Consider the following 24,800-nt stretch of genomic DNA (forward strand, 5'->3'; position numbering starts at 1 on the left):
CTCGAGTACGGCGTACGGCCGCTCGGCAGACTGTCCGCATGGATCCGCTCCAGACCACGATGGCTACCGTCGGGCTGCAGGCCGTCGCCGGCGACGGGTTCGTGCTGGCCGGCGGCTACGCGCTGCGGGCGCATGGCTTCGGCGACCGGGACTCCGACGACATCGACCTGTTCACCGACCTGCTGGACGCCGAACGTTTCGCGGGTGCGGTCGAGCGGCTGATCGCGGCCTACGACGCCGAGGGGCTGCGAGCCGACGTGGCCCGGCAGACTCCGGCGTTCGCGCGGATCGTGGTCACCGGTCCGGACGGCGCCACCGGCAAGGCCGATCTCGGGGTGGACCATCGGCAGTTCCCGCCCGTCGTCATGAAGATCGGACCGGTGCTGTCCGAGCAGGACGCGGTCGGCAGCAAGGTCGGCGCCGTGTACTCACGCCTGGAGCCGCGGGACCTGATCGACGTCCAGGCGATCCTCGACAGCGGCCGCTACGACCGGGACACGGCGCTGGCTCTCGCCGACCAGCGCGAGGTGACGCCGCTGGACCGGCCGACGTTCGCCGGCCAGCTCCGCGCCGGCAGCCGGCTCCCGGACGCCGGCTTCACCCGGTACGGCGCCCCGGCCGACCTGATCGCCCGGATCCGGCAGACGGCCGCCGAATGGGCCGACCAGCTGGAACGCGCGGCATGACTCCACACCGCGCGACGCGGCTGGACCGGTGGTCATCGACAATGGACGAATGAACGACCAGCGCCGGACCCAGCCGGGAGACCTGCACGCCACGCGGATTCCGTACGTCGTACCGGACTCCCTCGACCAGCTCACCGGTCCGGGCACCGGGGTCGTCGAGCTTCCGATCCCGATCGACTGGAGCCCGCGGCGCAGCTACGACCTGGGTGATCCCGACGACCGGATCTCGCTCTACACGACGGTGATCAGCGAAGCCTCGACGGTCGACGACCTGGTCCGGTTCCTGAACAAGGACCTGCTGATCGCGCTGTGGCCCCAGCTCCGCCTCCCCCGGTACTGCGTGCGCCGGTGGCACACGGCCTTCCCGCAGCTCGCGGCGATCGGAGCCGGCGGAGTGTGGCAGTGATGGATCCCGACCACGAGCAGGTGGCCCGGATCGGGCTGACCGCTGTGCGGGACCAGGGCTACGCGCTCGCGGGTGGGCATGCCCTCGCGATGCACGGGATCGGATCGCGTCCGTCCAAGGACGTCGACCTGTTCACCGACCAGCAGCAGACCGACTTCGGCCAGACCGTCGCGCGGCTGCAGACGGCGTACGGCGAGCAGGGCTACAGCGTGAACGTCACTCGTCAGGCGGACGAGTACGCGCAGCTCCAGCTCACCAAGGACGGCCGCACGACGCAGCTCGAGCTCGGGCGCGACTATCGCAGCCGGCCGGCGGTCGAATCGTCCATCGGCCCGGTGATCTCGGTCCAGGACGCCGTCGGCTCGAAGGTCGGCACGGTCTACCAGCGCGGCGAGGCGAAGGACTACGTCGACCTGCAGGCCGCGGCGCAGTCCGGGCGGTACACGCACGACGAGCTGCTCGCGCTCGCCGACGAGCGCGAGGCCTCGCCGATGGACCGCGGGATGTTCGCCGAGCAGCTCGACTTCGCGGCGCGGATTCCCGACCGGGACTACGCCCAGCAGGGGTTGAGCCCTGAGCAGATCGCGACGCTCAAGCAGGACATGAGCGGCTGGGCGCGGGAGCTGCGGACCCGGGCGGAGAGCCCGGACCTCGACAACGCGCTCCGCCTGATGCAGACCGGTTCGGCCCGGCAAGCTCCTGGGCGTTCCGGCCAGACCGGCGAGGCGGCGCGCCGGTCCCCGTCGTACGAGCAGGACCGCGGGCGCGACGACCGCGACCGCTAGTCCGTACGCCGCCGCGTGTGTTGAGCGGATCGTCGCTCTTGCCTGGCGGTCCCCTGGCCGGCGTACGGTCAGGCGTCGGTGACGGGAGCGTCGGCCGGGGGACGGCGTCTGGGTGGTCTGCGGGGCAACGGTCGTGGGGGTTCCGGATCGACGTCGTTGCCGGCCAGGTGGTTGATGATCGTGTTCAGCACCGCCGCGGTCGGTACGGCGACCAGGGCACCGACGATGCCGGCGATGATCACACCGGTCGCGATCGCCAGGATCACCGCGAGCGGGTGCACGCTGACCGCGCGGCCGAGCAGGAACGGCTGCAGGACGTGGGCCTCCAGCTGCTGGACGCCGATCACCACCGCGAGCATGATCACCGCGACGAGCGGGCCCTTGGCAACCAGTGCGACCAGGACCGCGACGATCCCGCTGACCAGTGCGCCGACCACCGGCACGAACGCCCCGACGAACACCAGGATGCCGATCGCGCTGACCAGTGGCAGCCCGAGAATGGCCGCGCCGAGGGCGATCCCGATCGCGTCCACCGCGGCGACGATGATCGTCGCCCGGACGAACGCGGTCAGCGAGACCCAGGCCTTGCGGCCGGACGAGTCGGCCTTCTCGCGCGCCTGCAGCGGGAACAGCCGGACCAGCCAGGCCCAGATCTGGTCGCCCTGGTAGAGGAAGAAGAACAGGCAGAACAGCGAGATGAACAGGCCCGCGACGACGTGCGTGGCGGTGGTCCCGACCTCGGCGGCCCGCTGGCCGATCGCGCCGCCGGACATCACCGTGTCGCGCAGCCGGTTCAGCGCGTCGGTGATGTCGGCGTCGGTGACGTTGAGGTTGATCCGGGCCAGGTCGCGCAACTCCCGCACGCCCTCGCCGACCTGGGTGGACAGATTCTCGAACTGGGTCGCGATCTGCGCGCCGACCAGCGTCAGCAGCCCGGCCACCACCACGAGCGTGGCGAGCACGGTGATGCCGGCCGCCGGCCCGCGGGCGATCTTCAGCTTCTGCAGCGCGTTGGTGATCGGGACGAGCAGGGCGGTGAGCAGGACTCCGACCGTCACCGGGACGACGACCTCGGACAGGTACCGCATCGCGTAGGCGACCACCAGACCGGCCGCGACGACCACCAGGAACCGCCAGGCCCACGCGCTGGCGATCTGCATGCCGGGCGTGACGCCGGTGTCGATCCGGCCGCGGCTGGAGGCCACCACGAGGTGGTGCTCACCTGAGTCGTCGTCCATGACCGTCGGGCTCGTCTGGTCGACCACCTCGTTGTCGGCGACCGGACTCGGCGCGTCCCGCCCGACGTCCGGTACGCCGACCGGTTCTCCCCGTTCCGGCTGGTCCGGATTGCTCATGGCACCTCCCCAGGGTCTCGGTTCCCGACCCTAGTGCCCCGTGGAGACCGTTCCATGAATGTCGGCACCGACTCGGCGCGCAAGACCTTCGGCCGCCGCCGGGTTCGTCTCGGCCAGTAGACCGACCCCGGCCAGCACGTAGTCCTGGTCCACGCAGACCCGGGCGCCGGACGGAACCAGCCAGCCCTCTTCCTGCGCGCCGACCGCGACGGAGCCGAGGATGCGCTCGGCCACCTCGGGCCCGTTGTGCCGCAGCACTCCCCCGGACCCGACCAGCAGGTCCACCTCGCGCAGATCCTTGCCGGACCGCTCGACCACTCGCCCGCCCGGCCCGAACACCACCCGCTGCCGCCCCGCATGCCGCCGCAACGCCACCGTCGCCGCCACTCGGGCCAGCACTTCGTCGTACGCCGCCTCCTGCGGACCGTCCGGCAGGTACGCCGGGTCCGCGTGCCGCCGCCGCGCGGCCTCGGCCAGGTCCGAGTCAGCCGGTGCCCAGGCGCTTGATGCTCCGGCCCCGTCTGCGCCGCTCGTTGCGCCGTCGCCGTCTGCGCCGCGCGAAGCGCCGGCGCCGGTCGCCGCCTCGATCAACCCTGCTTCGACGCCCGCCGCAACCACCGGGATCGCGCTCCAGCGCATCCCCAGGTCGCCTTCGACCGTCCGGGTCACCGGGTGCGTCGCGACCACCTCGCGTCCGAGGTTCGCGTCCTCGGGGTCCAGCTCGATCACCGAGTGCACGTCGGTGGTCGCGCCGCCGATGTCCACCACCGCGACGTCACCGTGCAACCGCGCGAGCACCTCGACGCCCCGCAGCACGACGTCCGGCGTCGCCGCCCGCACCATCCGCGCGAACGCCGGATCCTTCGACAGGTTCTTGCCGCCGATCACGTGCGCCAGGAACATCTCCCGGATCGCCGCCCGCGCCGAGTCCGGCGCGAACACCCCGATCTCCGGCACCACGTTGTCCGCGAGCACCGACGGCACTCCCCCCGCGGCGAGCAGACCGGCCACCTCGTCGCGCGCGTCGACGTTGCCCGCCGCAACAACCGGCTTGCGCCACTTGTACTTCGCCAGAACCCCGGCCGCGCCGGTCAGGACCGCCGAGTTCCCACCGTCGGTCCCGCCCAGCAGAAGCACCACGTCGGGCTTCTCCGCCCGCAACGCCTTCACCGACGACGCCGTCAGCCCGCCGCTCACCACGGCGACCACCCGACCGCCGCTCGACAACGCGACCCGACGACCGGCCTCGGCCGTCACCAGCTCCTCGTTGCCGACCACGGCGATCCGCAGCCCGCCGCCCGCGGACGAGCAGGCCAGCACCTCGGCCTGGCGCACGCCACGGTCCACCGCAAGCAGTTGCTCACGGCAAGCAAACCACCCATCCAGCACGTCGGTGCCGATCGTGGTCCGATGCTCGGCCCGAGCCACCAGGTCGCCCGACCCCGCGTCGACCACGATCGCCTTCGTGAACGTCGACCCGAAGTCGACCGCCACCACCAGCCCCATCCCACACCGCCCAATCAGCAACCGCCGCCACCAGCACCCGCCACCCACTCACCGACACGGTACGACGTACGCGGTGGACGTCGGCCCAGCGACCCTGGCCGTCGCGACCGTCGACACGCCGGACTACGAGATCCGCGCGGAGAAACGACTTCACGCGGTCGGTGCGGACCCGCCCTGCCCCCGGGGAGCTGGACTGCCGCGGCAGGCACCCGTACGTCGCTGCCTGGAGTAGGCGTCGGCGCGGGTGCCGGGGGCGGTGCCGTTGACCCGGCTGTGGGACGACAACCTGCAGTTCGTCGGGCAGCAGCCGGTCCTGGACCTGGGGATCGCTGGCGGATCCTGCCAAGCAGAGTAGGCGGAAACGCCCGGGCGCTGGCCAACCCCCAGGTGCTCTGCTTACTCCGCTTTCCTCCGGCCGCCGCAGCCTCAGCTCCCGCGACCTCACCGGCCGCATCGCCGCCGGCCTCGCCCGGCACCGGGAACGACGGCGCGACTCGCGACGTCAGCAACGAGTCACACCGCGGCCCGGCTCACCCCATCGCGCGGTCGAGGTCGTGCAGCAGGTCGTCGATGGTCTCGATGCCGACGCTGAGCCGGATCAAGTCGGCCGGAACCTCCAGCGGGGTGCCGGCCACCGAGGCGTGCGTCATCTTGCCCGGGTGCTCGATCAGCGACTCGACGCCGCCGAGCGACTCCCCGAGCGTGAACACCTCGGCCTTGTTGCAGATGTCCAGCGCGTGCTGTTCGCCGCCGGTGACCCGGAACGACACGATCCCGCCGTACCGCTTCATCTGCTTGGCGGCGGTGTCGTGGCCGGGGTGACCCTCGATGCCCGGGTACAGCACCGTGGTCACCGCCGGGTGGCGCTGCAGGAACTCGACCACCTTCTCGGCGTTGTCGCTGTGCCGGTCCATCCGGACCCCGAGCGTCTTGATCCCGCGCAGCACCAGCCAGGAGTCGAACGGCCCCGCGACCGCGCCGATCGCGTTCTGGTGGAAGGCGATCTTGTCCGCCAGCTCCGCGTCCCGGACGATCAGCGCACCGCCGACCACGTCCGAGTGGCCGCCCATGTACTTCGTCGTCGAGTGCACGACCACGTCCGCACCGAGCTCCAGCGGCTGCTGCAGGTACGGCGAAGCGAACGTGTTGTCGACCACCAGCAGCGCGCCCGCGTCGTGCGCGAGCTGCGCGACGATCGCGATGTCCGCGACGTTCAGCAGCGGGTTCGTCGGGGTCTCCAGCCAGACCACCTTGGTCTTGCCCGGGCGGATCGCGGCCCGGATCGCCTCCGGGTGGGTGACCGCGGCCGGCGTCATCTCGACACCCCAGTTGCCCAGCACCTTCGAGAACAGCCGGAACGTGCCGCCGTACGCGTCGTCGGGGAAGACCACGTGATCGCCCGGCACGCACAGTGACCGGATCAGCGTGTCCTCCGCGGCCAGACCGCTGGCGAACGCGAACCCGCGCTTGCCGCCCTCGATCGCGGCCAGACACTCCTCGAGCGCGGTCCGGGTCGGGTTCGCCGACCGGGAGTACTCGTAGCCGTTGCGCAGCCCGCCGACACCGTCCTGCTTGTAGGTGCTGGTCGCGTAGATCGGGGGAACCACCGAGCCGGTGGTCGGGTCGGGCTCGTTGCCGGCGTGAATGGCGAGTGTCTCGAAGCCGTACTGGTTGCTCATGTCCACCGGACCAATGTACGTGTTGGTCTTATTGGGGCCTGAACCAGCCGTCGGTGATCCGGGCCTCGCGGATCCAGCCGTCGGGAAACCAGCCGTCGCTGTGTTATTGGCCTCGCCTTCGGCTCGGCGTGGTCATGGGGCTTTGTCTCCCGATCTTCCCTCGTCGGTCGGTCGCTGCGCTCCCTCCCTCCTCAGTCCAGATCGGGAGGCCCCATGACCTTTGTGCCCTCCTTGTCGGGTTGTGGTGGCGCCCTCCTCATTGGGGTGTTCTTGTGCTCTCCTTGTCGGTCTGTTCTTGTGCGGGGGGTTTTGACCCTGGTTTCGGCCTAGGTTTGCCGGGCAGGCCGCGCCAGGGGTTAGTGAAAGGGATGCGGATGAAGACGCAGGACAGGGCGCTGGACGAGGACGACCTGGCGATGGCCGACTTCGCCGAGGTTCGGGACTGGACGGCGGTAGCGGGTCCGGACAGCGACGCGACCGGTCCGGCCGTGGTGACGGCGCTGGTGAACCGGGTGATGGCGGCGACCGGGTGGACGCCGTGGCCGTTGGAGCCGGGCGAGACGATCGACGACGGGTCGGCGTCGTGGGGGTTCACCACGCGGCGCGGGACGACGATGGTGGTGTTCGACGGGCTGGTGTTCTCCGACTGCCGCAACTCCGGCTGGTCGGCGTACCAGATCGGGCCGGACGACATCGCCGAGGCGGAGGCCGGGCTCGACGAGCACTGGCCCGCGCACCTCGCGCTGGCCCGCAAGCACTGGGGCGAACCGGACTACCTCGGCGACGAGACCGATCCCGACTTCCTCGACGCGTGGGGCCCGGGCGCCGGCGCGGACCGGCGGCACCTGGCCGTCTGGGTGCGGCCGGGCGCGCAGTTCCACCTGTTCAGCAACAAGCCGACCAAAGACCCGCTGACTCCGGCGGTGGGCGTCAACTACGCGGTCTACATCGACTAGGAGATCCGATGAGCACACCGAACGAAGGACCCGAGCGTCGGGGACTGACGCCGTGGACGCCCGGTGACGTGGACGGCGCCGCCCGCTCGCTGTCCGCGCTCAGCACCCGCGAGCAGCAGGCCCTGGGCCGGGTGATCCGGGTCGCGGCGTCCGTCGGCCCGATCATCAACGGCGTCGCCCGGTGCATCCGCGGGATTCGCAACACGATGTCCCGGCTGAGCCAGCTCGCGCAGCGCCTGGCCGGTACGGACCGTGCGCTCAACCAGACGCAGGGTGGCCGGCACCGGGCCGAGCAGTCGCGTGGACTGAGCATGCCGACGCGGGAGTCCGTCGTCCAGGCGCGCGACACGGCCGTGAGCCTCGCCCGCGACGCCGGCCTGGCGATGGCGCGCGGTGCCGCGCGGGGAATCGCCGCGGGCGGCCGCTGGGCGTGGTCGAAGGGCCGCGAGGGCCTGAGCGCCGCCAACCAGTGGGCCCAGGTCCAGGCCGTCCGGGCCGAGAACTGGGTCAACGAGAAGGCCGAGCCCGTGCAGCAGTGGGTCGACGAGAAGCTCGCACCGGTGGAGCAGTGGGTGGACGACAAGGTCGACAAGTCGGCGGCCTGGGTCGGTGACAAGTACGACCGGTCCGCGGCCTTCGTCAACCACCAGATCAGCAAGGGCGCGGCGAAGGCCAGCGCGGCTCTGGCCGGTCTCGCCGCGGCCCGGATGGACCCGACGCTCTCGCCCGACCAGAAGCTGCAGAAGCCCGAACTGGTGATGGCGCAGCTCGCGGCCGACTACTTCGCCTCGCCCGAGGAGCAGCGCCCGGCCAAGGCAGCGGCGCTCGCGGCGTACATCGAGAACCAGTACGACACCAAGCAGACCGGCACCCCGCAGCAGACCGCGGAAGGCCGGCAAGCCGTCGCCGGCGACCGCAACCTGGAGGCGTCCCAGGCGATGGCTTCGGCGCTGACCGGCGTCGCACCACCGTCGGGGATCCACTCCCCCACGGCACCGACCGGCCAGGAGTCGGCGGCCACCGGCCAGCAGAAGCCCGCTCAGCACCGCAAGCAGGAGGGCCCGAGCCAGAGCGGTCCGAGCCGAGACTGAGCTACATCAGCAGCGGGCGAGTCCGAGCAACTGCTCGGGCTCGCCCGCTGTGTTTTCAGGCAGGGATGTCGCGCCGCTCAGGACACGATGCCGCGACCCTTCAGGACGGGATGTTGCGGCGCCCGGACAGTACGGCGGTGGCGGCTTCCAGCAGGGTCTGGCGGAGCTCGGCGTCGCTGAGCTGGGCGGGTTCCAGGCCTGAGGACAGGACGGCGCCGACCACCTCGACCGCGGCGGAGGCGATCACCCGGTCGCGGGGCTCGGGGTCAGGGCCGGCCAGCCAGGACTGGAAGTTGCGGCTGCGGGCGATCAGGTCGTCGAGGTCGTCCCCGAAGGCCGCCAGGACCGCCGCGATGTCGCGCAGCAGGGTCGGGCCGGTCCCCCGGTGCTTGATCACCACGTCCAGGTATTCGCTGAGCAGCTCCTGCTCGACCGCCAGCGACCACGGCGTGGTCTCGATCCGCTCGAACACCGCGTTGATGTCGTCGAAGAACGTGCCGATGATCGCCTTCAGCAGCTCCTGCTTCGACGAGTAGTGGTAGTACAGCGACGCCTTGGTGATGCCGACCTGCTCGGCGATCTCCCGCAGGCTGGTCTTCTCGTACCCCTGCCCGCTGAACAGCTCGAGCGCCGCCCGGTGGATCTCCGCCTTGGTGTCGCGCGCCTGCTGCATGTCACCACTTTCTCATTTGGCCAGCCTACCGTGCGGCAGGTAGTCTACCAACCGACCGGCAGGTAGAGATCGGTCGTCCGGTAGGCAGGAGGGGTCCCGTGTTCAACCGACTCGGACGGTTCGTCGTCCACCACCCGTGGAAGGTGATCGCCGCCTGGGTGATCGCGGCGGTCGCCGTGCTCGCCTTCGCGCCGACGCTCGCCGACGTCACCAGCAAGGACCAGGCGAGCTTCCTGCCCGACTCCTACGAGTCGGTGCAGGCGCAGAAGCTGGCGGCCGACGCGTTCGGCCAGACCAACGACGCGACCGCGAGCATCGTGGTCAAACGGTCCGGCGGCGGTGAGCTGTCCGCGGCTGACCAGGCCGAAGTGGCCGGCCTGGCGAAATCCATCAACGACGCGAAGATCGAGCGCGTCACCGCGGCGGTCACCGGCCCCCAGGCCCTCTCGCCGAACAAGCAGGTCCAGCTGGTCAGCGTCGGCCTGAAGGGTCTGGCCGAGGACCAGGCCGTGCTCGACGCCGTCCAGAAGGTCCGCGACGTGACCGGCTCGGCGCTGGCCGACAGCGGCCTGGAGTACGGCGTGACCGGCGACGCCGCGTTGTTCCTGGACAACCAGGACGCCTTCGAGAACGCGTTCGTCGTGGTCGGCATCGCCACCGTCGTCCTGATCATCGGCCTGCTGTTGTTCATCTACCGCAGCCCGGTCGCGGCGCTGCTGCCGATCCTCACCGTCGGCCTGGTCAGCGCGATCGCACCCGGCCTGATCGCGCTCGCGGCCAAGGCGTTCGACCTGCAGGTCACCCAGGACCTGCAGACGATCCTGACCGTCGTGCTGTACGGCGTCGGCACCGACTACATCCTGTTCCTGCTCTTCCGGTACCGCGAACGCCTGCGGGCCGGCGAGGAGCCGAAGCAGGCGCTGATCACCGCGGCCGGCCGGGTCGCCGAGGTGATCGTCTCCGCGGCCGGCGCGATCGTGGTGTCGTTCAGCGCGCTGCTGCTGGCGGTGTTCGGCGGCTTCAAGAGCCTCGGCCCGGGCCTGGCGATCGCTGTCGCGGTGATGGCGTTCGCGGCGATCACGCTGATCCCCGCCGTGGTCGCGCTGCTCGGCCCGAAGGTGTTCTGGCCGTCGAAGTCGTGGCAGAAGGCGCCGAAGGGCGCGATGTTCAAGCGCTTCGGCCAGTTCACCGCCCGCCGCCCGGCCGTGGTCGCGGCGATCTCCGGCGGCCTGATGGTCGCGCTGGCGCTCGGCACGCTCGGGATGAAGATCGACTACGACGCGTTCGCCCAACTGCCCGACGACACCGAGTCGGCCCGCGCGATCAAGGATCTGCAGACCGGCTTCCCGGCCGGCGCGCTGAACCCGACCACCGTCTACGTGAAGAGCACCGACGGCAGCCCGCTCGACCCGGCCGAGCTCAAGCAGTACGCCGGCAAGCTCGCGGCGGTCGACGGCGTCGGAGCGATCCTGCCCGCCTCGGCCGACGGCTCCCCCGCGCTGCTGAACCAGGACAAGACCGTTGCCCAGATCAACGTCGTACTGGACGGCGCGCCGTACGCGGCACAGTCCCTCGACCTGGTCGACGGCGCCCTGAAGGACACGGCCCACGCCGAAGCCCCGGCCGGTACGACGACGCTGCTCGGCGGCGTGACCGCGAGCTACACCGACATCCGGGACGCCAACAGCCGCGACCTGGCGGTGATCTTCCCGGTCGCCGGTGGCCTGATCGCCGTCATCCTGGCGCTGCTGCTGCGCAGTCTGCTGGCGCCGCTGGTGCTGATGATCGCAGTGGTGCTCAGCTTCTTCAGCACGACCGGCGCGACGGTGCTGGTGTTCCAGGGCGCCGCCGGGCACGCCGGGGTGTCGTTCTCGCTGCCGATCATGCTCTACCTGTTCGTTGTTGCCATCGGCACCGACTACAACATCCTGATGATCGCCCGGCTGCGTGAGGAGGCCGAGCAGGGCACCGATCCACGCACCTCGGCCGACTTGGCGATCGAGCACGGCGGCCCGTCCGTCGCGGCGGCCGGGCTGATCCTGGCCGGCACGTTCTCGTCGCTGATGCTGGCCGGCATGGCCCTGCTGACCGAGATGGGCTTCTCGGTCGCCGTCGGGATCGCGATCTCGGCGTTCGTGATGTCGATCTTCCTGGTGCCGAGCGTGACGGCGCTGCTGGGGACCAGGGCCTGGTGGCCGCGCAAGCTGAAGAACCAGCGGCCCGCCGAGGAAGAGCGCGCGCTGGAGCCGGTCGGCTAGCCACACAGTCTGCAGGCTGAGGGGTCCTGCACAGCACAGCCCGGACCGAACGTGGTCCGGGCTGTGCTGCGTTCTGGGTGTGGATATTCGGTGTCGCGACGATGCCCGCTTTGCTAGAACAACGGGATGACGGATCCCAGCATTGTCGTGGTCGGCGCCGGCATCGTCGGTGCGTCGCTGGCCTACCACCTCAGTGGGCAGGGGCGACCGGTCACGCTGATCGACGCCGGCCTGCCCGGTTCCGGCGCCACCCAGGCTTCCTTCGCGTGGATCGGACGACCGGTCACCAGCGACCTGCCCTCGGCGCCCCTGCGCTACCTCGCGCTCGACGACTACCGGCGACTGGAGGCGGAGCTTCCCGCGCTGTCGATCCGCTGGACGGGTTCGCTGAACTGGGACGGGTTCGACGCCACGCCGGGGCCGAGCACCAACAACGTCCCGGCACTCGAGCCGCACCTGCTCGATCCCCCGGCCGAGGCCACGCACAGCCCTGAGGACGGGGCTTTCGATCCGGTCGCAGCGGTCGAAGTCCTGACCGCGGCCGCACGCGAGCGAGGAGCGCGGCTGCTGCCGGGGACGCCGGCGATCGCCCTCGACCACGAGGCAGGGACGATCACCGGCGTACGGACGACCGCCGGCCCCGTTCCCGCGACGACCGTCGTACTGGCTGCCGGGACCGGCAGCGTCGCCCTCTGCGCCGGGATGGGCGTCACCCTGCCTGTCGAACCGTCGCCGGCGATCCTCGTCCGGCTGCGCGCGAAGCCCGGCCTGGTCCGGTCGATCGTCGCGACGTCCTCGCTGGAGGCCCGGCAACTCGACGACGGCACGGTCCTCGCACCCACGGCGTACAGCGGTGAGACCGATCAGGCTGCGCTGCGCGCGACCGCCGAGCGCGTTCGTGACCGGTTCGCCGCCGCGTTCAGCGGAGCCGGCGACGCGGAAGTCGTCTCGGTCGAGATCGGCTGGCGACCAATGCCCGTCGACGGCGAGCCGATCATCGGCGTACCGCCCGGCACCCAGGGCCTGTACGTCGCTGTGATGCATTCGGCGATCACCCTGGCCGCCGCCGTCGGCAGGCTCGCCGCGTCCGAGATCCTCACTGGCCGGCCCGCGCCCGAGCTGCAGGGGTGCCGGCCGGCTCGATTCGGCTGACCTGCGGGTGTCGCCGGTGTCTAGGACTTCACGCGGTGCGGGAGCTGGACGGTGAAGATCGGCAGCAGGATGTGGACGAGCGGACCGATCGCCAGGGCGTAGGCGACGGTGCCGAGGCCGACCACCCCGCCGAGCAGCCAGCCGACGGCGAGCACTGTCACCTCGATGCTGGTGCGGACCAGCCGCACGCTCAGACCGGTACGGCGGACGAGACCGGTCATCATCCCGTCGCGTGGGCCCGGGCCGAACTGGGCGCCGATGTAGAGCGCGCCGGCCAGGGCGTTCAGCGCGATGCCGCCGATGGTGAGGAACAGGATCCGCACCCACAGCGTGTCCGGCGTCGGCAGCAGCGCCAGGGACAGGTCGGTGACCAGGCCGATCACGATCGCGTTGCTGATCGTCCCGAGCCCGGGCCACTGCCGCAGCGGGATCCAGAGCAGCAGGACGACGAAGCTCATCGCGATCACCACCGTGCCGAAGGTCAGCGGCAGGTGCGCGGTGATGCCGGAGTGCAGCACGTCCCACGGGTCGAGGCCGAGGTGGCTCTCGATCATCAAGCCCATCGAGGCGCCGTACAGGATCAGCCCGACGTAGAGCTGGACCAGGCGGCGCGGCAGGCGGCCGGCCCGGAGCTGCTCGATCGGGTTGAGCGCGGCGAGCGTGCGGGGTGGGGTGGATTCTGCGGTGGCGGTCACACACTCCAGTTTCCGCTCCAGTGGCCTGGTGATCGATAGCCAATTGCGCAATAGTGGACTGCATGACTGGGCAACAGCTTCCCGCAAGCACCCTGACCGGCCTGCTCGGCGCGTGGTCGGACACCGGCGGACCGGCGTACCGGGCGCTCGCGGAACGGCTCCGGCTGCTGATCGCGGACGGCCGGATCATGCCGGGCTCGCGGCTGCCGAGTGAGCGGGAGTTGACCGACGCGCTCGGGGTGAGCCGGACGACCGTCGCCTCGGCATACCGGGAGTTGCGCGATCGTGGCTATCTGACCAGCCGGCGCGGCTCGGGCAGTGTGACCGCGCTGCCGTCGCGGATCGAGCCGGAGCTCGGCCGGCATCACGCGCCGGGGATCGACACCGACGGGCTGTACGACTTCACCTGCGCCGCGTCGCCCGCCGTACCGGGCATCAGTACGGCGGTCGCCGAGGCGCTGGAGGACTTGCCGCACCACCTAGCGACACCCGGGTACCACCCGCAGGGCTTGCCGGCGCTGCGCGAGGAGATCGCCGCGTCGTACGAGGCGCGCGGGCTGCCGACGTCCGCGGACCAGATCATCGTCACGGCCGGAGCGCTGGCGGCGACGTCGATCGCGATCCGGGCGATGACCCAGATCGGCGATCGGGTGCTGACCGAGAGCCCGACCCACCCGAACTCGGTCGACGCGATCCGGCGCAGCGGCGCGCGGGTGGTGGCCGCGCCGATGAGTCCCGGCGGCTGGGACCTACCCTTGCTGGAGGCAACGATCCGGCAGACCGCGCCGCGGGCCGCCTGGCTGGTGGTCGACTTCCAGAACCCGACCGGCCGGCTGATGCCCGCCGCGGACCGGCAGCGGCTGGCGATCGCGTTCGCCCGCAGCCGGACGACGGCGATCATCGACGAGACCCTGTACGAGCTGGCGCTGGACGGGCAGGAGATGCCGCCGCCGTTCGCCGCGTTCGACCCGGCCGGAGTGATCACGGTCGGCTCGGTGAGCAAGTCGTTCTGGGGCGGGCTGCGGATCGGCTGGCTGCGGGTTCCGGAGCCGCTGGTCGCGCGGATCCTGGACGCGCGGGCGTCGATGGACCTCGGGGCGCCGGTGCTCGAGCAGTTGGTCGTCGCGCGGCTGCTGCGGGATCGTTCGGAGATCCTGCCGGAGCGTCGGGCCGGACTGCGGGAGCGGCGGGACGCGCTGGCCTCGGCGTTGCGGTCGGTGCTGCCGGACTGGAAGTTCACGCTGCCCGGCGGCGGGCTGTCGATGTGGTGCGAGCTGCCGGCGGCGGTCGGGTCCTCGCTGGTGGGCGTGGCGCAGCGCAACGGCGTACTGCTGGTGGCGGGGTCGCGGTTCTCGCCGGAGGGTGGGCTGGAGACGTTCATGCGGTTGCCGTACACGCAGGACCCGGACACGCTGCGTCACAGCGTCGAGCTGCTGGCGGCGTCGTACGGGCAACTGACCGAGCGGGGTCCGGCGGCCCGGCGTACGGCGTTGATCGCGTGACGTCATCGCGGCGTAATCCTCGCCGGGAAGGTTCGCCTCCGGCTCCGTGTTGGGAGACTATGAAAGTCATTCTGCGAGAGGCGTGAGATGTCGTTCTTCAAGCGCAACACCGCTCTGGTCGAGCCGTCGGCAGCCCTGCCCGGCCGCCCGGAGCCCGGCTACGCGGTCCCGGCCGACAACATCGTGCTCGGTACGCCGCAGACGGCGCCGGCGCCCGAGGGCTTCGCCGAGGTCTGGTTCGGCACCGGCTGTTTCTGGGGCACCGAGGAGATCTTCTGGCAGCAGCCCGGCGTCTACACCACGGCGGTCGGCTACGCGGGCGGGTACACCCCCAACCCGACGTACGAGGAGGTCTGCACCGGCGGCACCGGCCACACCGAGGCCGTCCGCGTCGTCTACGACCCCACCAAGACCACCTTCACCGACCTGCTGAAGGTCTTCTGGGAAACCCACGACCCGACCCAGGGCATGCGCCAGGGCAACGACCTGGGCTCCCAGTACCGCTCCGCGATCTACTACACCACCGACGACCAGCGCGCCGAGGCCGAGCGCACCCGCGACCTCTACGCCCCCGTCATCAAGCCCCGCGGCTACGGCGACATCACCACGGAGATCGCGCCTGCGTCGACGTTCTACTACGCCGAGGGCTACCACCAGCAGTACCTGGCGAAGAACCCGAACGGCTACCGCTGCCACAGCAACACGGGCGTGCCGTTCCCGGCTGACGCCTGATCTTTCGGCAGGCCGAGGGCTCCACCGTTGGGTGGGGTCCTCGGCTCGTTTTTTGCTCTAAGGTTCGCCGGTGAGCCTCTTCCGCCGCCCGGCCGATCCGACCGAACTCGTCCTCCGACGCCTGTCCCGGAAGCTGCGATGGTTCCGGCCGACGCTGGCCGACGCTCCCACGACCGAGGCGCAGTTCAGGCACCTCGCCGAGCACCGGCTGTGCCCAGCGATCGACCAGGGCGACGCGACCCCGGTGCTGACTGCCTTCGCGATCACCGAAGAGGCCCTGGCCGCTGCCGATCTGCATCCCAACCTCGACCAGGCCCTCACGCTGACCCTGATCGAGGCCGTGAGCAACTGGTGCTCCTGGCCGGAGACGCCGTCCCAGGTGGTCACGACGATCGAGGCCTCCATGGGCCCTCTGACCCGCGCCCGATGGAACGCCGTCCGAAACCAGGCCGCCACCGTGGCCGACTGGCTCCGCGCCGAAGCCCCGTCCGACCGCACCGACGACCTGCAAGCGCCGCACCGGGAGGTCACGGATCCTGAGCTCCGATTCCTCACCCGGTCGACTCGGCAGTACCTCGACGAGACGACGTCTGTCGGTGTCGGCGACCGCCTCCGGTTCGAGTTGGCTACCGGCCAGGGCGTGTAGCCGCTGCGTACCCGGCCTTACAAGGTCTGTCGCCGGGGCTTACCGCGTGGACGGACGCTCAGCGACGATCTCGGAGAGTTTGCCGGTCAGTGCGTCGAGGTGGTCAGCCTGCGAGGTGGGGACAACGAGTGCGAGTTGACGCTGGGCTGCAACCAGGTCGCCCAGTCGGGCGTGCGTGAAGGCGGCGACGAAACGGGCTCGGGGTTCGTGGATGTCGAATGCGTGCGCAGCCTGCCGGTTCGCTTCGGCGAGCACGCCGGCCTCGGTCCGGGTGGCGGCCCACCAGGCTGCCGCGGCGTTCGTCACCTGCCGAACAGCCTTGTCGGCTTGGCGTCGTAGCTGCTTCTCGCCCTCAAGAGTCGAGATCCACTGCCGGGGTTCGGCATCCGCGGTGAAGTGGTCCACCCACAGATCCCGGCGGGTCTGCTTGAGCGTCCGATGCCAGCGGTACGTCTCGCCGACTCGGTGCGGCACCCAATGGCAGCTGACGCCGTACGTGATGTCGAACTGCCCGCCCTTCAAAGCCTGAACGTGGATCACCGCGCGGATCCCGTCCGACAACCACGTGGTCCAGACAAGCCCACGAACATGCTCGAAGTCCCCGACGATCGGCTGCAGAGCCGCAGCGATCAAGGTACGGGCTCGATCCGCCGGAACGACTTCGTGCCTGCCCACCCCAGCACCATAACCAGTGTCGAGCGAGCCGGTCGAACTCAGCGAGCGCCTCGTCGTACGCTCATTCGGATCAAGCCCGAAGGACCACATCGAACCCGGTCCACCGTGGGTCCCCTGGGTCAGGCGAGCAAGCGGCCCAGGCCCGCGAGCGCTTCCTCGGCCGGGACGGCCTCGCCTGGGATTCCGGTGGCCGGTTGTGTCACCTGCAGGGGCTGAGTGAGGTACGCGCGGATGCTGGCGGCGCGGGCGAGCAGCGTGCGGGCCTCTTGGGCGGCGGCGCGGTCCTCGGGCGACAGGGCGGGGCCGTCGAGGAGTGTGGAGTGAGAGGCGAGGACGTCGACGGCCGGGAGTTGTCCGGCGATCATCTCGGCGGTGCCCAGCCGGACTTCAGCGTCCGCGCCGGGCCACGGCTCGACGGGTCCTGCGTCGACGGCATGGGCTGCGACGCGTACGCCGGTCACCGCGCCGGGACCGTTGGCGCAAAGGCCGACGGTGTTGGCGAACAGCCCGGGGCCGGTCCGCTGCGCCACGACCTCGTCGACGGCCAACAGCACCGTCGTACCGCCGTGAGCCAGCCAAGCAGCGAGTCGTCCCGCCAGGGACACCGCCTCGGCTTCGCGTCCAGGCGGGGCACAGACGACAGCGGTCTGCGCGGCGGCCGGGGCCTGGGCGTCGAGGAGCTTCCACAGCCGGGCCGATACGCCAGTCGGAGAACATTCGGCACAAGCGACGGCGACGAGGGCGGCGGAACCTGCGGCCGCGAGGTTGTGGAGGATTTCGGCGACGAGCACGAGATGACCTGTGCCCACTGGACCGGACACGTCCACGACTCCACCGCGTGGCAGCGGCACGAGCGTGTCCAGGACTTTGATCCCGGTGGCCAACCGGCCCGGTGACTCCGGACGAGTCAGCGGTGGGCTGCCCGGTGGCAACGCGGGCATCGGGTCGTCGAGGTCGTACATGGCGCCGAGCAAGGCGCGGACATCGGTCATGAGCTTCTCCCAAGGGTCGGTCGCGGCGACGAGCGGGGTGACGGAGGACTGGTCGGCGAGTTCGCCGCGTAGTCGGCGGCGGGCGTCGTACAGGCGCTTGCGCACTGCTCCCGGGCGGATGCCGAGCAGGACGGCGAGATCGGCTTCCGGCCAGCCGCCGTAGTAGCGCAGCATCAGGAGCAAGCGGTCGGAGTCCTTGGCCAAGGCGAGTGCGCGCCGTACCAGGGCTCGATCTTCGGACCACTCGGCGACGTCTGCTGGATCGCTGGAGGGTGATTCCTGCTCACCGTGCAGGTCCACGTCGAGGACGAGCTCCGGTCGGCGCCGGCGGCGGTGCCGGTCGGCGTGCTTGCGCACGGCCAGATGCAGCCAGGCCGCTACGGCTTCGGGTTCGCGGAGGTCGGCGACGGTGCGGTGCACCTCGATCAGCGCCTCCTGGACGACGTCCTCGGCGATCGCTGGATCGTCGACCAGCCGGGCGGCCCATCGCACCATCAGCGGCCGGGCTGCTGCCATCATCATGTCCCGGGATGCCTCGTCCCCTTCTCTTGCGGCACGGGCGAGTCCGACAAGGTCCCCGCCCAGCCGCACGTTGTTCTCCTTCACATCTCTAGAGGCCCACCGAACACGGCAAGCGTTACCGGCGGATTCCGCGAGGCCGCAGCTGTGGGGTATCGCTCCGGGCGGCTCGAACCTACGCTGCGAAGATGAGCACGAAGCTGCAGGATGTGATGTTCGGGAGTCTTCCGCTGCTGCGGCACGAGCCGACCGAGATGCGGGTGCGGGTCACCGACGGGGATGTCGAGGTCGCGGACACGACTCGGGCGATGCTGGTGTGGGAGCCGCGGCGGATCGTGCCTTCGTACGCCGTACCGGTGGGGGATCTGCGGGGCGAGCTGGCGCCGTCGACGGTGGAGTCGATGGACGCTCCGGAGCGGATTCTTGATCCTGGGACGCCGTTCGTGGCGCACTCGTGTGCGGGCGAGGCCGTTGATCTGATTGTCGACGGCAAGCGGTTCCCTGGGGTCGGGTTTCGGCCGCAGGACGGGGACCTCGGCGAGTACGTCGTCCTGGATTTCTGGGCGTTCGACGGGTGGTTCGGGGAGGACGAGCGGTTGGTGGCGCATCCGCGGGATCCCTATCACCGGGTCGACGCGCGGCCGAGTTCGCGGGCGGTGCGGCTCGAGGCGGACGGGGTGGTGATTGCCGAGAGCAAGCATCCGGTGCTGGTGTTCGAGACGCATCTGCCGATGCGCTACTACCTGCCGCCGCAGGACGTGCTCGTCGAGCTGACGCCGACCGAGCGCACGACCGAATGCGCCTACAAGGGCAGGGCGTCGTACTTCTCCGCGGCCGGCTACACCGATCTGGCCTGGAGCTACCCCGAGCCCCTCGACGGGGTCACCCAGCTCGCCGGGCTGATCGCCTTTCTCGACGACAAGCTCGACGTGTTCGTGGACGGGCAGCGCCGCGAGCAGGCGGGGTCGCCGGCCGCCGCCCTGTTCCGCGACCGTTTCGGCCTGAAGGACGACGGCTGACGTAACCGGCGCTCAGCCCATCGTCTTCTGGCCGTCGATCGTCTCGCGGATGATGTCGGCGTGGCCGGCGTGCTGGGCCGTTTCGGCGACGATGTGCAGGAACACCCGGCGTACCGTCCAGAAGACGCCCGGCGGCTGCCAGGGCGCGGCCGGGAGCTCGTAGCTGGCGTCGAGATCGAGGGTCTTGACCAGCTCGTCGGTCTCCGCGGCGACCTTCTCGTACTCCGCCAGTACGCCGGCCAGCGTCTCGGTCTCGGTGAGGCGGAACTGGTTCTCCCACTGGGCGATCACCTCGGGGGTGAACTCGACCTCCTCGGGCACTCCCTCGCCGCCGCCGTTCCGGGCGAACTCCGCCCAGTGCTTCTCGGTCGCGGCGACGTGCTTGATCAGCCCGCCGACCGTCAGCGCGCTGACCGTGCTCCGCGTGTTCGCCTGCTCGTCGGTGAGGCCCTCGGCCGTGTGCCGCAGGAAGTAGCGGTGCTTCGCGAGGAAGTCGAGGATGTCGGCCCGCTCACCGGTCAGGTTCTCGTTCGTCGTCATACGACCAGCGTAGGGCTGGTAGCGGCCAGGTTCTGACCTCTTCTCGAACCCCTCTGAGATCATGCAGGCATGGCGGACGTCTGCCGGGACTGGAATCGGTTGTGAGAGCTCGGGCTGGCGGACGTCCACCACCCACCAAGGCCGCTGAAACGGCCTCTCGGAAGCGTGATCGAGCGTGGGACAGGCTCGGTGCGCGAGGTTGGTCAGTGGTGGACGTCCGCCGGGACGCTGGTCGTGATGTGGCTCGAGACGACGGAAGTACGCCGGCCGAACCGCCGACCACGACTGCTGGGCGGCGAGCGGTCGTCGAGGTGCTCTACCTGCTGGAATAGGCGCCATGCGGAAACTGGTGCGGGACCGGATAGCCGAGATCATCCGTGCGAACGGCGACGAGGCGGTCGTCTACCGCGCCGGCCCGGACGAGTATCGACAGCGGTTGCGGGACAAGTTGGCCGAGGAGGTCGAAGAGTTCCTCGGCGCGGGTGACGACGCGGATGCCCTCGAGGAGTTGGCCGATGTGGTGGAGGTCGTGCACGCGCTGACCAGGGATCTCGGGTACGCCGTGGAGGACCTGGAGCGGGTCCGTTCCGCGAAGGCCGAGGCCCGCGGTGCTTTCGCGGAGCGCGTCGTGTGGACCGGTTGAGTGTCGTCAGCTGTTCGACTGCGAGAGCAGGTCGATCCGGCGCTGAGTACGCCGCGGAGTGATCCAGGCGCTGTAGGCCATGAGCACGGGCGCCGGGAGGAAGACCAGGTTTCACGGTGGTGCGGTGATCGCGCCGTAGAGGGACCAGACCGCGATCACCGGCGCCATCACCAGCAGGAAGACACGGGAACGCCCGCGAGGCTCCATCGCCTGCTGAGCAATCGCGATGTCGAGGGCGACCGATCGGATCCGGGGATCCTCGGGCACCGGTCCTCCGGCTGCCGCGCGGTGGGCGAGCTTGACCTGGTCCGGCGGGAGATCCGCCGTGGCCGTGTGCATCGTCCGGCTCCAGCGAGCACCCCACCGGCCCATGACGGCGCCGAAGACGACCCCGGCCGCCAGTCCCCAGCCCGCTGCTTCGATCCACCCCGCGCCGTCGTACTTGACGAAGGCAACGGCCGCGGCGCCGAACAGAACACCAGTGAAGGCACCCGGCAACCAGTCCGGCAGCTCGGACGAACGGATACGCATCCGCACATCATCCAGCAAGAAAGATCGGCGCAGCCGTTCACGACACCCCTACGGCGAAAGCGTCCGTCGCGGGGTCATAGGCCAGAAGGTGCTGCGCCGGGAGACTCTCAGGCGTGAGGACGATCGGCTTGTCCACCGCTCGCGCGACCACCCGGAGGAAGGTGCACAAGGCGTCGAGCTCCACTTGACCCCGCACGTCCGTCGGCGACAGGTCGAACTCGATCTCGTCCTCGGCGAAGAAGTGCGTGGGGATCCGCAGAGCCGCGACGGGGTGAATCGACAGGCTGACGGAAAGCTCGTCGGTCAGCGCGAAGATCTCGCGTACGTCCGGCGGCAACGGTCGGCCGGTCGAGTTGAAGCCGACCGGCCAGCCTTGGGACCTGACGGCTGCGATTGCTTTGTCCCAGTCCTGCCAGGTCGTGCCGAACACGTAGATGTCCAGCAGCGCGTCGTCGTCCTCTGAGAAAATGTCGGCCACGTCGGACCAGCTCGGGATCTGCACGAGTCGATCATCGTTGCCCGGCACGTATCCGGCACCGGGTTTTGTCGATGGCGGGTGGAACAGTTTGCAGTATGGACGCAGCGGATCGCCTGTTGGTCGAGTTCCTGGATGCCCAGCGGCAGCGGGTGTTCGAGGTCCTCGCGGGGCTCGACGACGCGCAACTGCTGAAGGCGGTGCTGCCGTCGGGGTGGACGCCGTTGGGGATGGTCGAGCACCTCGGGCATGCGGAGCGGCACTGGTTCCAAGAGGTGGCGTTGGGGACGGCGGATCCGTTGCCCTGGGACGACGACGGCAGTGGGCCGTTGTCCACGTCGCAGGCGCCGGACGTGGTGTTCGCCTTCTATCGCGAGCAGATCGCGCGGGCGAACGCCGTACTGGCGTCGACTTCGTTGTCGAAGGCACCGATCGGAGTGCACGGGTCCGGGCGGGAGCCGGCGGATCTGCGGGTGGTGGTGCTGCACATGATCGAGGAGACCGCGCGGCATCTCGGGCATCTCGACGCGGCGCGGGAGCTGATCAACGGGGAGGTGGGGCTGGGGCCGGACGATCTGTGAGCGAGTCGCGGCCCGGCGGGAGGATCGAGCGGCGCCGGGCTGGCATTCTCTGCGGATGGTGATCGAGCGGGACAGCCCGTGGTGGAAGGGATCGTCGGCCGGAGATCTCGAGGCGTATCTGGCGGCGTGTTCGCAGGGGCAGGTCGGGGTTGTCGTGCAGGCGTTGTGTGGGCGGTGTGGTGGTGGGGTGTTCGCGGTCGAGCTGGGGGACGGATTTGCTGAGCGGCGGTGCGTGGGGTGCGGGCGAGTGGACCCGATGCTCGGCGGCGAGCGGACGCCTGGCGCCGGCGAGCTCGGCGAAGCGCGCGGGGGCGGCGAGCTCCGAGCGGTCGGCGAGGCGCGCGGGGGCGGCGAGCTCCGAGCGGTCGGCGAGGCGCGCGGGGGCGGCGAGCTGCGAGCGGTCGGCGAGGCGCACGGGGGTGGCGAGCTCCGGGCGGTCGGCGAGGCGGTCTGCCCGTGCGGTGGTGAGGAGTTCGAAATCGCCGTCGGGTTCACCGAGCGGATGGACGGGGAGCTCGGATGGGTCTACATCGCCTTGCGCTGTACGGCGGACGGTGTGCTCGGCCTGTACGCCGACTGGAAGATCAGCTCGGCGCCGACCAGGAAGCTGCTCGACCTGGTCTGAGGCTGCTGGCAGGATCGCGGGCAACGAGTCGAGGAGGACAAATGGCGTTGCGGTGGTACTCCGTGGTCGTGGACTGCGCGGACGTGAAAGCCCAGGCCAGGTGGTGGGCGACGGCGCTGGACTGGCGACTGATCTACGAGACCGACGACGAGTGCGTGATCATCCCGTCGTGGGTGGACGAAGCGGTGATGCGCGAGACGCCGTGGGAGCGGATCGGCCCGGGCATCGTGTTCGTCCCGGTCCCGGAGGGCAAGACGGTGAAGAACCGCCTGCACCTGGACTTCGCCCCGCACACCAGCCAGGACCGCGACGCCGAGATCAACCGGTTGCTCGAGCTCGGCGCACGCCGCGTCGACGTCGGCCAGCCCGAAGGCCCCAGTTGGACCGTCCTGGCCGACCCCGAAGGCAACGAGTTCTGCGTGCTCAGCTCCCGGGACACGTGAGCCCGGCCGATCAGCACCCGGGCAAGGTCCCCGACGACCACGTTGACCGGCTCCGTCAGGCGCTGACGATCTCGATCGGGATTCCCACCCCGAAGCCAGCGCACGCCTCACGCAGAGCTTCCACCGTGAGCTCACCGTCGACAAGCTCCCGATCAGGCCGGAAGTGAATCGTCGTACCAGTGGACGGCGCCGCCGGAAGAGACACCAGCGGCCCACGCGGTACGCCGTACTCGTAGCGCCGCGTCCAGCTGCCTTCGGTGCGGTGGTTGGTGTGGATCGCCCACTCGCTCAGCGCGACGACGACCGACATGCCGTGCCGCGGACGTCCGTCGGGCAGGGTCGGCGCGGACGGATCGCCGAAGAAGCGCAGGTCGCGGGTCGCCATGATCGGCTTCACCACCGGTTCGCCGTGCTCGTCGAACCGCGTCGCGGTCCCGCGCCCGTCGTCCGACACCTCGATCGACCCGTCCGCGTGCAGCACGACCCGCGCCCGTGTCGTCGTACCGCCGACGCCCTCGTCGACCGCGTACGCGATCACCTCGAGCGCGTGGTGCAGCACGTCGCCGTACGCCGAAGCGTTCGCACGGATCTCCTCGACGTGCTGCAGGTCCGCGACCGACAGCCAGCTGTGCGAGGTGAGCCGCAGCGTGACGAACGGGATCGTGTCCCCCGGCAGCACATACCGCTCGAACTCCACGAACCCCCGCCGCTGTGCGAAATGCAGCCCCTCGACGTTGCTGGCGAGCACGATCGTCTCGACCTGTTCCGCGCCGAGCTCCTCGGCTTTCGCAAGCCCGCGCCGGTACAGCCGCTCGCCGTACCCCCGCTGCCGGTACGCCGGAAGCACGCGCGCGATCACCGTCACGGCAGTCGTCTCGTCGTCGGGCGGTCGCACGGTCGAGCAGCCGACGGCGACGTCGCCGGCGTACAGGACCTCGAGGTGGTTGCGCCCGGCCCGTTCCCGTACGTCGTCGCCGGACAGCGGCGCGGTCGGGATGATCGCGTTGTGCACCTCCCGCCAGTCCTCGACCAACCGGTCGTCGCCGGCGTCCACCACAACTGTCCGCAGTTCGTCCACCCGACAACCCAACCCGACCCCACCAGCCGAAGCAACCCAGTTCCGGAGCCTTCATGTTCAACCACGAACCACCCGGCTACCGCTGCCCGTTCTGCACCCTCGCGGCCGGCGGAGAAGACGCGCTGACCACGCAGCAGGACGTTGTACGGCGTACCCAGGGAGCACTGGCGTTCGTCGCGTCCCGCTGGTGGCCGAACAACCAGGGCCACGTCCTGGTCGTTCCCACCGACCACCACGAGAACCTGTACGACCTTCCGTCCCCGGCCGGGCACGCCGTCCACGACCTGGTCCGTGAGGTCGCGATCGCCATCCGCAGCACCTACGGCTGCGACGGCGTCTCCACCCGCCAGCACAACGAACCCGCCGGCTACCAGGACGCCTGGCACTACCACGTGCACGTCTTCCCCAGGTACGACGGCGACCTGCTCTACAACACCCGGCACCTCACGACCGACGCCACGGCGGCCCAACGAGCCCCGTACGCCGGCAAACTCCGGACCTACTTCACGCGATGATGGGCGGCTGACCTCCCACGAGCCCGGCCTGTCAACGCGGTC

27 protein-coding genes are annotated in these 24,800 nt (G+C 70.4%); 16 read left to right on the top strand and 11 right to left on the bottom strand.

Annotated features, from left to right (window positions below; all coding sequences use genetic code 11):
• Positions 1-38 precede the first annotated feature (38 nt).
• Genes ACQPXM_RS32680 through ACQPXM_RS32690 form a run of 3 tightly spaced genes read left to right on the top strand, consistent with a single transcriptional unit; the run spans position 39 to position 1,877 of the window.
• The gene (locus ACQPXM_RS32680) at positions 39-686 is read left to right on the top strand and encodes a nucleotidyl transferase AbiEii/AbiGii toxin family protein (protein WP_432940981.1); all 648 of its coding nucleotides are present in this window, start codon (positions 39-41) and stop codon (positions 684-686) included.
• A gap of 49 nt (positions 687-735) precedes the next feature.
• On the top strand, positions 736-1,092 hold the full coding sequence (locus ACQPXM_RS32685) for a hypothetical protein (RefSeq protein ID WP_432940984.1): 357 nt from the start codon (positions 736-738) through the stop codon (positions 1,090-1,092).
• Complete coding sequence (locus tag ACQPXM_RS32690) at positions 1,092-1,877, top strand: nucleotidyl transferase AbiEii/AbiGii toxin family protein (protein WP_432940987.1); 786 nt, start codon at positions 1,092-1,094, stop codon at positions 1,875-1,877. The genes ACQPXM_RS32685 and ACQPXM_RS32690 overlap by 1 nt, the downstream gene beginning before the upstream one ends.
• Before the next feature lie 68 nt (positions 1,878-1,945).
• Here the strand turns inward: ACQPXM_RS32690 and ACQPXM_RS32695 are convergent, their stop codons facing one another.
• The 3 genes from ACQPXM_RS32695 to ACQPXM_RS32705 form a co-directional block, all read right to left on the bottom strand.
• Complete coding sequence (locus tag ACQPXM_RS32695; RefSeq protein WP_432940989.1) at positions 1,946-3,232, bottom strand: AI-2E family transporter; 1,287 nt, start codon at positions 3,230-3,232, stop codon at positions 1,946-1,948.
• A gap of 30 nt (positions 3,233-3,262) precedes the next feature.
• The gene (locus tag ACQPXM_RS32700) at positions 3,263-4,738 is read right to left on the bottom strand and encodes a glutamate mutase L (protein ID WP_432940992.1); all 1,476 of its coding nucleotides are present in this window, start codon (positions 4,736-4,738) and stop codon (positions 3,263-3,265) included.
• A 530-nt stretch (positions 4,739-5,268) separates the two neighbouring features.
• Complete coding sequence (locus tag ACQPXM_RS32705; RefSeq protein WP_432951132.1) at positions 5,269-6,417, bottom strand: cystathionine gamma-synthase; 1,149 nt, start codon at positions 6,415-6,417, stop codon at positions 5,269-5,271.
• Positions 6,418-6,791: 374 nt separating this feature from the next.
• Between ACQPXM_RS32705 and ACQPXM_RS32710 the strand changes: the two genes are divergently transcribed.
• Together ACQPXM_RS32710 and ACQPXM_RS32715 are read left to right on the top strand one after the other, a co-directional pair.
• Positions 6,792-7,373: a hypothetical protein gene (locus ACQPXM_RS32710; protein WP_432940994.1), complete on the top strand. Its 582-nt coding sequence runs from the start codon at positions 6,792-6,794 to the stop codon at positions 7,371-7,373.
• 8 nt (positions 7,374-7,381) lie between these two features.
• The gene (locus ACQPXM_RS32715; RefSeq protein WP_432940997.1) at positions 7,382-8,464 is read left to right on the top strand and encodes a hypothetical protein; all 1,083 of its coding nucleotides are present in this window, start codon (positions 7,382-7,384) and stop codon (positions 8,462-8,464) included.
• Positions 8,465-8,564: 100 nt separating this feature from the next.
• Here ACQPXM_RS32715 and ACQPXM_RS32720 read toward each other — a convergent pair whose 3' ends face one another.
• Positions 8,565-9,137, bottom strand: a complete 573-nt coding sequence (locus tag ACQPXM_RS32720; protein WP_432941000.1) for a TetR/AcrR family transcriptional regulator — start codon at positions 9,135-9,137, stop codon at positions 8,565-8,567.
• Between the two features lie 98 nt (positions 9,138-9,235).
• Here ACQPXM_RS32720 and ACQPXM_RS32725 point away from each other — a divergent pair, with 98 nt between their 5' ends.
• Positions 9,236-11,395, top strand: a complete 2,160-nt coding sequence (locus ACQPXM_RS32725) for an MMPL family transporter (protein ID WP_432941003.1) — start codon at positions 9,236-9,238, stop codon at positions 11,393-11,395.
• 126 nt (positions 11,396-11,521) lie between these two features.
• Positions 11,522-12,547 (top strand): NAD(P)/FAD-dependent oxidoreductase, encoded by a 1,026-nt coding sequence (locus ACQPXM_RS32730; RefSeq protein ID WP_432941005.1) that lies wholly within the window; start codon positions 11,522-11,524, stop codon positions 12,545-12,547.
• A gap of 20 nt (positions 12,548-12,567) precedes the next feature.
• Here the strand turns inward: ACQPXM_RS32730 and ACQPXM_RS32735 are convergent, their stop codons facing one another.
• Positions 12,568-13,242: a YczE/YyaS/YitT family protein gene (locus tag ACQPXM_RS32735; protein ID WP_432941008.1), complete on the bottom strand. Its 675-nt coding sequence runs from the start codon at positions 13,240-13,242 to the stop codon at positions 12,568-12,570.
• Positions 13,243-13,304: 62 nt separating this feature from the next.
• Between ACQPXM_RS32735 and ACQPXM_RS32740 the strand changes: the two genes are divergently transcribed.
• The 3 genes from ACQPXM_RS32740 (at position 13,305) to ACQPXM_RS32750 (ending at position 16,122) form a co-directional block, all read left to right on the top strand.
• Positions 13,305-14,744: a PLP-dependent aminotransferase family protein gene (locus ACQPXM_RS32740; RefSeq protein WP_432941011.1), complete on the top strand. Its 1,440-nt coding sequence runs from the start codon at positions 13,305-13,307 to the stop codon at positions 14,742-14,744.
• Between the two features lie 87 nt (positions 14,745-14,831).
• Positions 14,832-15,476, top strand: coding sequence for a peptide-methionine (S)-S-oxide reductase MsrA (msrA, locus tag ACQPXM_RS32745; RefSeq protein ID WP_432941014.1), 645 nt, complete (start codon positions 14,832-14,834; stop codon positions 15,474-15,476).
• A 70-nt stretch (positions 15,477-15,546) separates the two neighbouring features.
• Entirely contained in the window at positions 15,547-16,122 is a 576-nt protein-coding gene (locus ACQPXM_RS32750; RefSeq protein ID WP_432941016.1) for a hypothetical protein, read from the top strand.
• A 39-nt stretch (positions 16,123-16,161) separates the two neighbouring features.
• Here ACQPXM_RS32750 and ACQPXM_RS32755 read toward each other — a convergent pair whose 3' ends face one another.
• Together ACQPXM_RS32755 and ACQPXM_RS32760 are read right to left on the bottom strand one after the other, a co-directional pair.
• Complete coding sequence (locus tag ACQPXM_RS32755; RefSeq protein ID WP_432941019.1) at positions 16,162-16,797, bottom strand: hypothetical protein; 636 nt, start codon at positions 16,795-16,797, stop codon at positions 16,162-16,164.
• Between the two features lie 119 nt (positions 16,798-16,916).
• Complete coding sequence (locus ACQPXM_RS32760; protein ID WP_432941022.1) at positions 16,917-18,311, bottom strand: sigma-70 family RNA polymerase sigma factor; 1,395 nt, start codon at positions 18,309-18,311, stop codon at positions 16,917-16,919.
• Positions 18,312-18,496: 185 nt separating this feature from the next.
• Between ACQPXM_RS32760 and ACQPXM_RS32765 the strand changes: the two genes are divergently transcribed.
• Complete coding sequence (locus ACQPXM_RS32765; RefSeq protein WP_432941024.1) at positions 18,497-19,327, top strand: DUF427 domain-containing protein; 831 nt, start codon at positions 18,497-18,499, stop codon at positions 19,325-19,327.
• A gap of 12 nt (positions 19,328-19,339) precedes the next feature.
• On the opposite strand, the gene ACQPXM_RS32770 is transcribed toward ACQPXM_RS32765, so the two are convergent.
• Positions 19,340-19,867 carry a DinB family protein gene (locus ACQPXM_RS32770; RefSeq protein ID WP_432941026.1) on the bottom strand — a complete coding sequence of 176 codons (528 nt, stop codon included), beginning with the start codon at positions 19,865-19,867 and terminating at the stop codon, positions 19,340-19,342.
• Between the two features lie 337 nt (positions 19,868-20,204).
• Between ACQPXM_RS32770 and ACQPXM_RS32775 the strand changes: the two genes are divergently transcribed.
• Positions 20,205-20,510: a nucleoside triphosphate pyrophosphohydrolase gene (locus tag ACQPXM_RS32775; RefSeq protein ID WP_432941029.1), complete on the top strand. Its 306-nt coding sequence runs from the start codon at positions 20,205-20,207 to the stop codon at positions 20,508-20,510.
• 111 nt (positions 20,511-20,621) lie between these two features.
• On the opposite strand, the gene ACQPXM_RS32780 is transcribed toward ACQPXM_RS32775, so the two are convergent.
• Both ACQPXM_RS32780 and ACQPXM_RS32785 read right to left on the bottom strand, forming a co-directional pair.
• Positions 20,622-21,041 carry a hypothetical protein gene (locus ACQPXM_RS32780; RefSeq protein WP_432941032.1) on the bottom strand — a complete coding sequence of 140 codons (420 nt, stop codon included), beginning with the start codon at positions 21,039-21,041 and terminating at the stop codon, positions 20,622-20,624.
• Positions 21,042-21,078: 37 nt separating this feature from the next.
• A complete protein-coding gene (locus tag ACQPXM_RS32785; protein WP_432941034.1) occupies positions 21,079-21,519 on the bottom strand; it encodes a hypothetical protein in 441 nt (146 codons plus the stop codon).
• Between the two features lie 95 nt (positions 21,520-21,614).
• Between ACQPXM_RS32785 and ACQPXM_RS32790 the strand changes: the two genes are divergently transcribed.
• From ACQPXM_RS32790 to ACQPXM_RS32800, 3 genes are read left to right on the top strand one after another with little or no spacing between them, the layout of a single operon-like run.
• The gene (locus tag ACQPXM_RS32790; RefSeq protein WP_432941037.1) at positions 21,615-22,097 is read left to right on the top strand and encodes a DinB family protein; all 483 of its coding nucleotides are present in this window, start codon (positions 21,615-21,617) and stop codon (positions 22,095-22,097) included.
• Positions 22,098-22,152: 55 nt separating this feature from the next.
• Positions 22,153-22,722 (top strand): hypothetical protein, encoded by a 570-nt coding sequence (locus ACQPXM_RS32795; RefSeq protein WP_432941039.1) that lies wholly within the window; start codon positions 22,153-22,155, stop codon positions 22,720-22,722.
• Positions 22,723-22,763: 41 nt separating this feature from the next.
• On the top strand, positions 22,764-23,165 hold the full coding sequence (locus ACQPXM_RS32800) for a VOC family protein (protein WP_432941041.1): 402 nt from the start codon (positions 22,764-22,766) through the stop codon (positions 23,163-23,165).
• Positions 23,166-23,220: 55 nt separating this feature from the next.
• Here the strand turns inward: ACQPXM_RS32800 and ACQPXM_RS32805 are convergent, their stop codons facing one another.
• Positions 23,221-24,243: a GNAT family N-acetyltransferase gene (locus tag ACQPXM_RS32805; RefSeq protein ID WP_432941043.1), complete on the bottom strand. Its 1,023-nt coding sequence runs from the start codon at positions 24,241-24,243 to the stop codon at positions 23,221-23,223.
• Between the two features lie 53 nt (positions 24,244-24,296).
• Here ACQPXM_RS32805 and ACQPXM_RS32810 point away from each other — a divergent pair, with 53 nt between their 5' ends.
• A complete protein-coding gene (locus ACQPXM_RS32810; RefSeq protein ID WP_432941046.1) occupies positions 24,297-24,758 on the top strand; it encodes an HIT family protein in 462 nt (153 codons plus the stop codon).
• The last annotated feature ends 42 nt before the right edge of the window (positions 24,759-24,800 follow it).

The sequence above is a fragment of the Kribbella sp. CA-253562 genome, from assembly GCF_050942265.1.
Classification (GTDB): Bacteria; Actinomycetota; Actinomycetes; order Propionibacteriales; family Kribbellaceae; genus Kribbella.

Bases quoted from the DNA above. Each gene is read 5' to 3' on its own strand.
- ACQPXM_RS32730 (WP_432941005.1), top strand. From the start codon at position 11,522: ATGACGGATCCCAGCATTGTCGTGGTCGGCGCCGGCATCGTCGGTGCG.
- ACQPXM_RS32710 (WP_432940994.1), top strand. From the start codon at position 6,792: ATGAAGACGCAGGACAGGGCGCTGGACGAGGACGACCTGGCGATGGCC.
- msrA (WP_432941014.1), top strand. From the start codon at position 14,832: ATGTCGTTCTTCAAGCGCAACACCGCTCTGGTCGAGCCGTCGGCAGCC.
- ACQPXM_RS32795 (WP_432941039.1), top strand. From the start codon at position 22,153: ATGGTGATCGAGCGGGACAGCCCGTGGTGGAAGGGATCGTCGGCCGGA.
- ACQPXM_RS32775 (WP_432941029.1), top strand. From the start codon at position 20,205: ATGCGGAAACTGGTGCGGGACCGGATAGCCGAGATCATCCGTGCGAAC.
- ACQPXM_RS32765 (WP_432941024.1), top strand. From the start codon at position 18,497: ATGAGCACGAAGCTGCAGGATGTGATGTTCGGGAGTCTTCCGCTGCTG.
- ACQPXM_RS32770 (WP_432941026.1), bottom strand. From the start codon at position 19,867: ATGACGACGAACGAGAACCTGACCGGTGAGCGGGCCGACATCCTCGAC.
- ACQPXM_RS32695 (WP_432940989.1), bottom strand. From the start codon at position 3,232: ATGAGCAATCCGGACCAGCCGGAACGGGGAGAACCGGTCGGCGTACCG.
- ACQPXM_RS32715 (WP_432940997.1), top strand. From the start codon at position 7,382: ATGAGCACACCGAACGAAGGACCCGAGCGTCGGGGACTGACGCCGTGG.
- ACQPXM_RS32760 (WP_432941022.1), bottom strand. From the start codon at position 18,311: ATGATGATGGCAGCAGCCCGGCCGCTGATGGTGCGATGGGCCGCCCGG.
- ACQPXM_RS32690 (WP_432940987.1), top strand. From the start codon at position 1,092: ATGGATCCCGACCACGAGCAGGTGGCCCGGATCGGGCTGACCGCTGTG.
- ACQPXM_RS32800 (WP_432941041.1), top strand. From the start codon at position 22,764: ATGGCGTTGCGGTGGTACTCCGTGGTCGTGGACTGCGCGGACGTGAAA.
- ACQPXM_RS32700 (WP_432940992.1), bottom strand. From the start codon at position 4,738: ATGGGGCTGGTGGTGGCGGTCGACTTCGGGTCGACGTTCACGAAGGCG.
- ACQPXM_RS32790 (WP_432941037.1), top strand. From the start codon at position 21,615: ATGGACGCAGCGGATCGCCTGTTGGTCGAGTTCCTGGATGCCCAGCGG.
- ACQPXM_RS32810 (WP_432941046.1), top strand. From the start codon at position 24,297: ATGTTCAACCACGAACCACCCGGCTACCGCTGCCCGTTCTGCACCCTC.
- ACQPXM_RS32720 (WP_432941000.1), bottom strand. From the start codon at position 9,137: ATGCAGCAGGCGCGCGACACCAAGGCGGAGATCCACCGGGCGGCGCTC.
- ACQPXM_RS32685 (WP_432940984.1), top strand. From the start codon at position 736: ATGAACGACCAGCGCCGGACCCAGCCGGGAGACCTGCACGCCACGCGG.
- ACQPXM_RS32780 (WP_432941032.1), bottom strand. From the start codon at position 21,041: ATGCGTATCCGTTCGTCCGAGCTGCCGGACTGGTTGCCGGGTGCCTTC.
- ACQPXM_RS32680 (WP_432940981.1), top strand. From the start codon at position 39: ATGGATCCGCTCCAGACCACGATGGCTACCGTCGGGCTGCAGGCCGTC.
- ACQPXM_RS32740 (WP_432941011.1), top strand. From the start codon at position 13,305: ATGACTGGGCAACAGCTTCCCGCAAGCACCCTGACCGGCCTGCTCGGC.
- ACQPXM_RS32705 (WP_432951132.1), bottom strand. From the start codon at position 6,417: ATGAGCAACCAGTACGGCTTCGAGACACTCGCCATTCACGCCGGCAAC.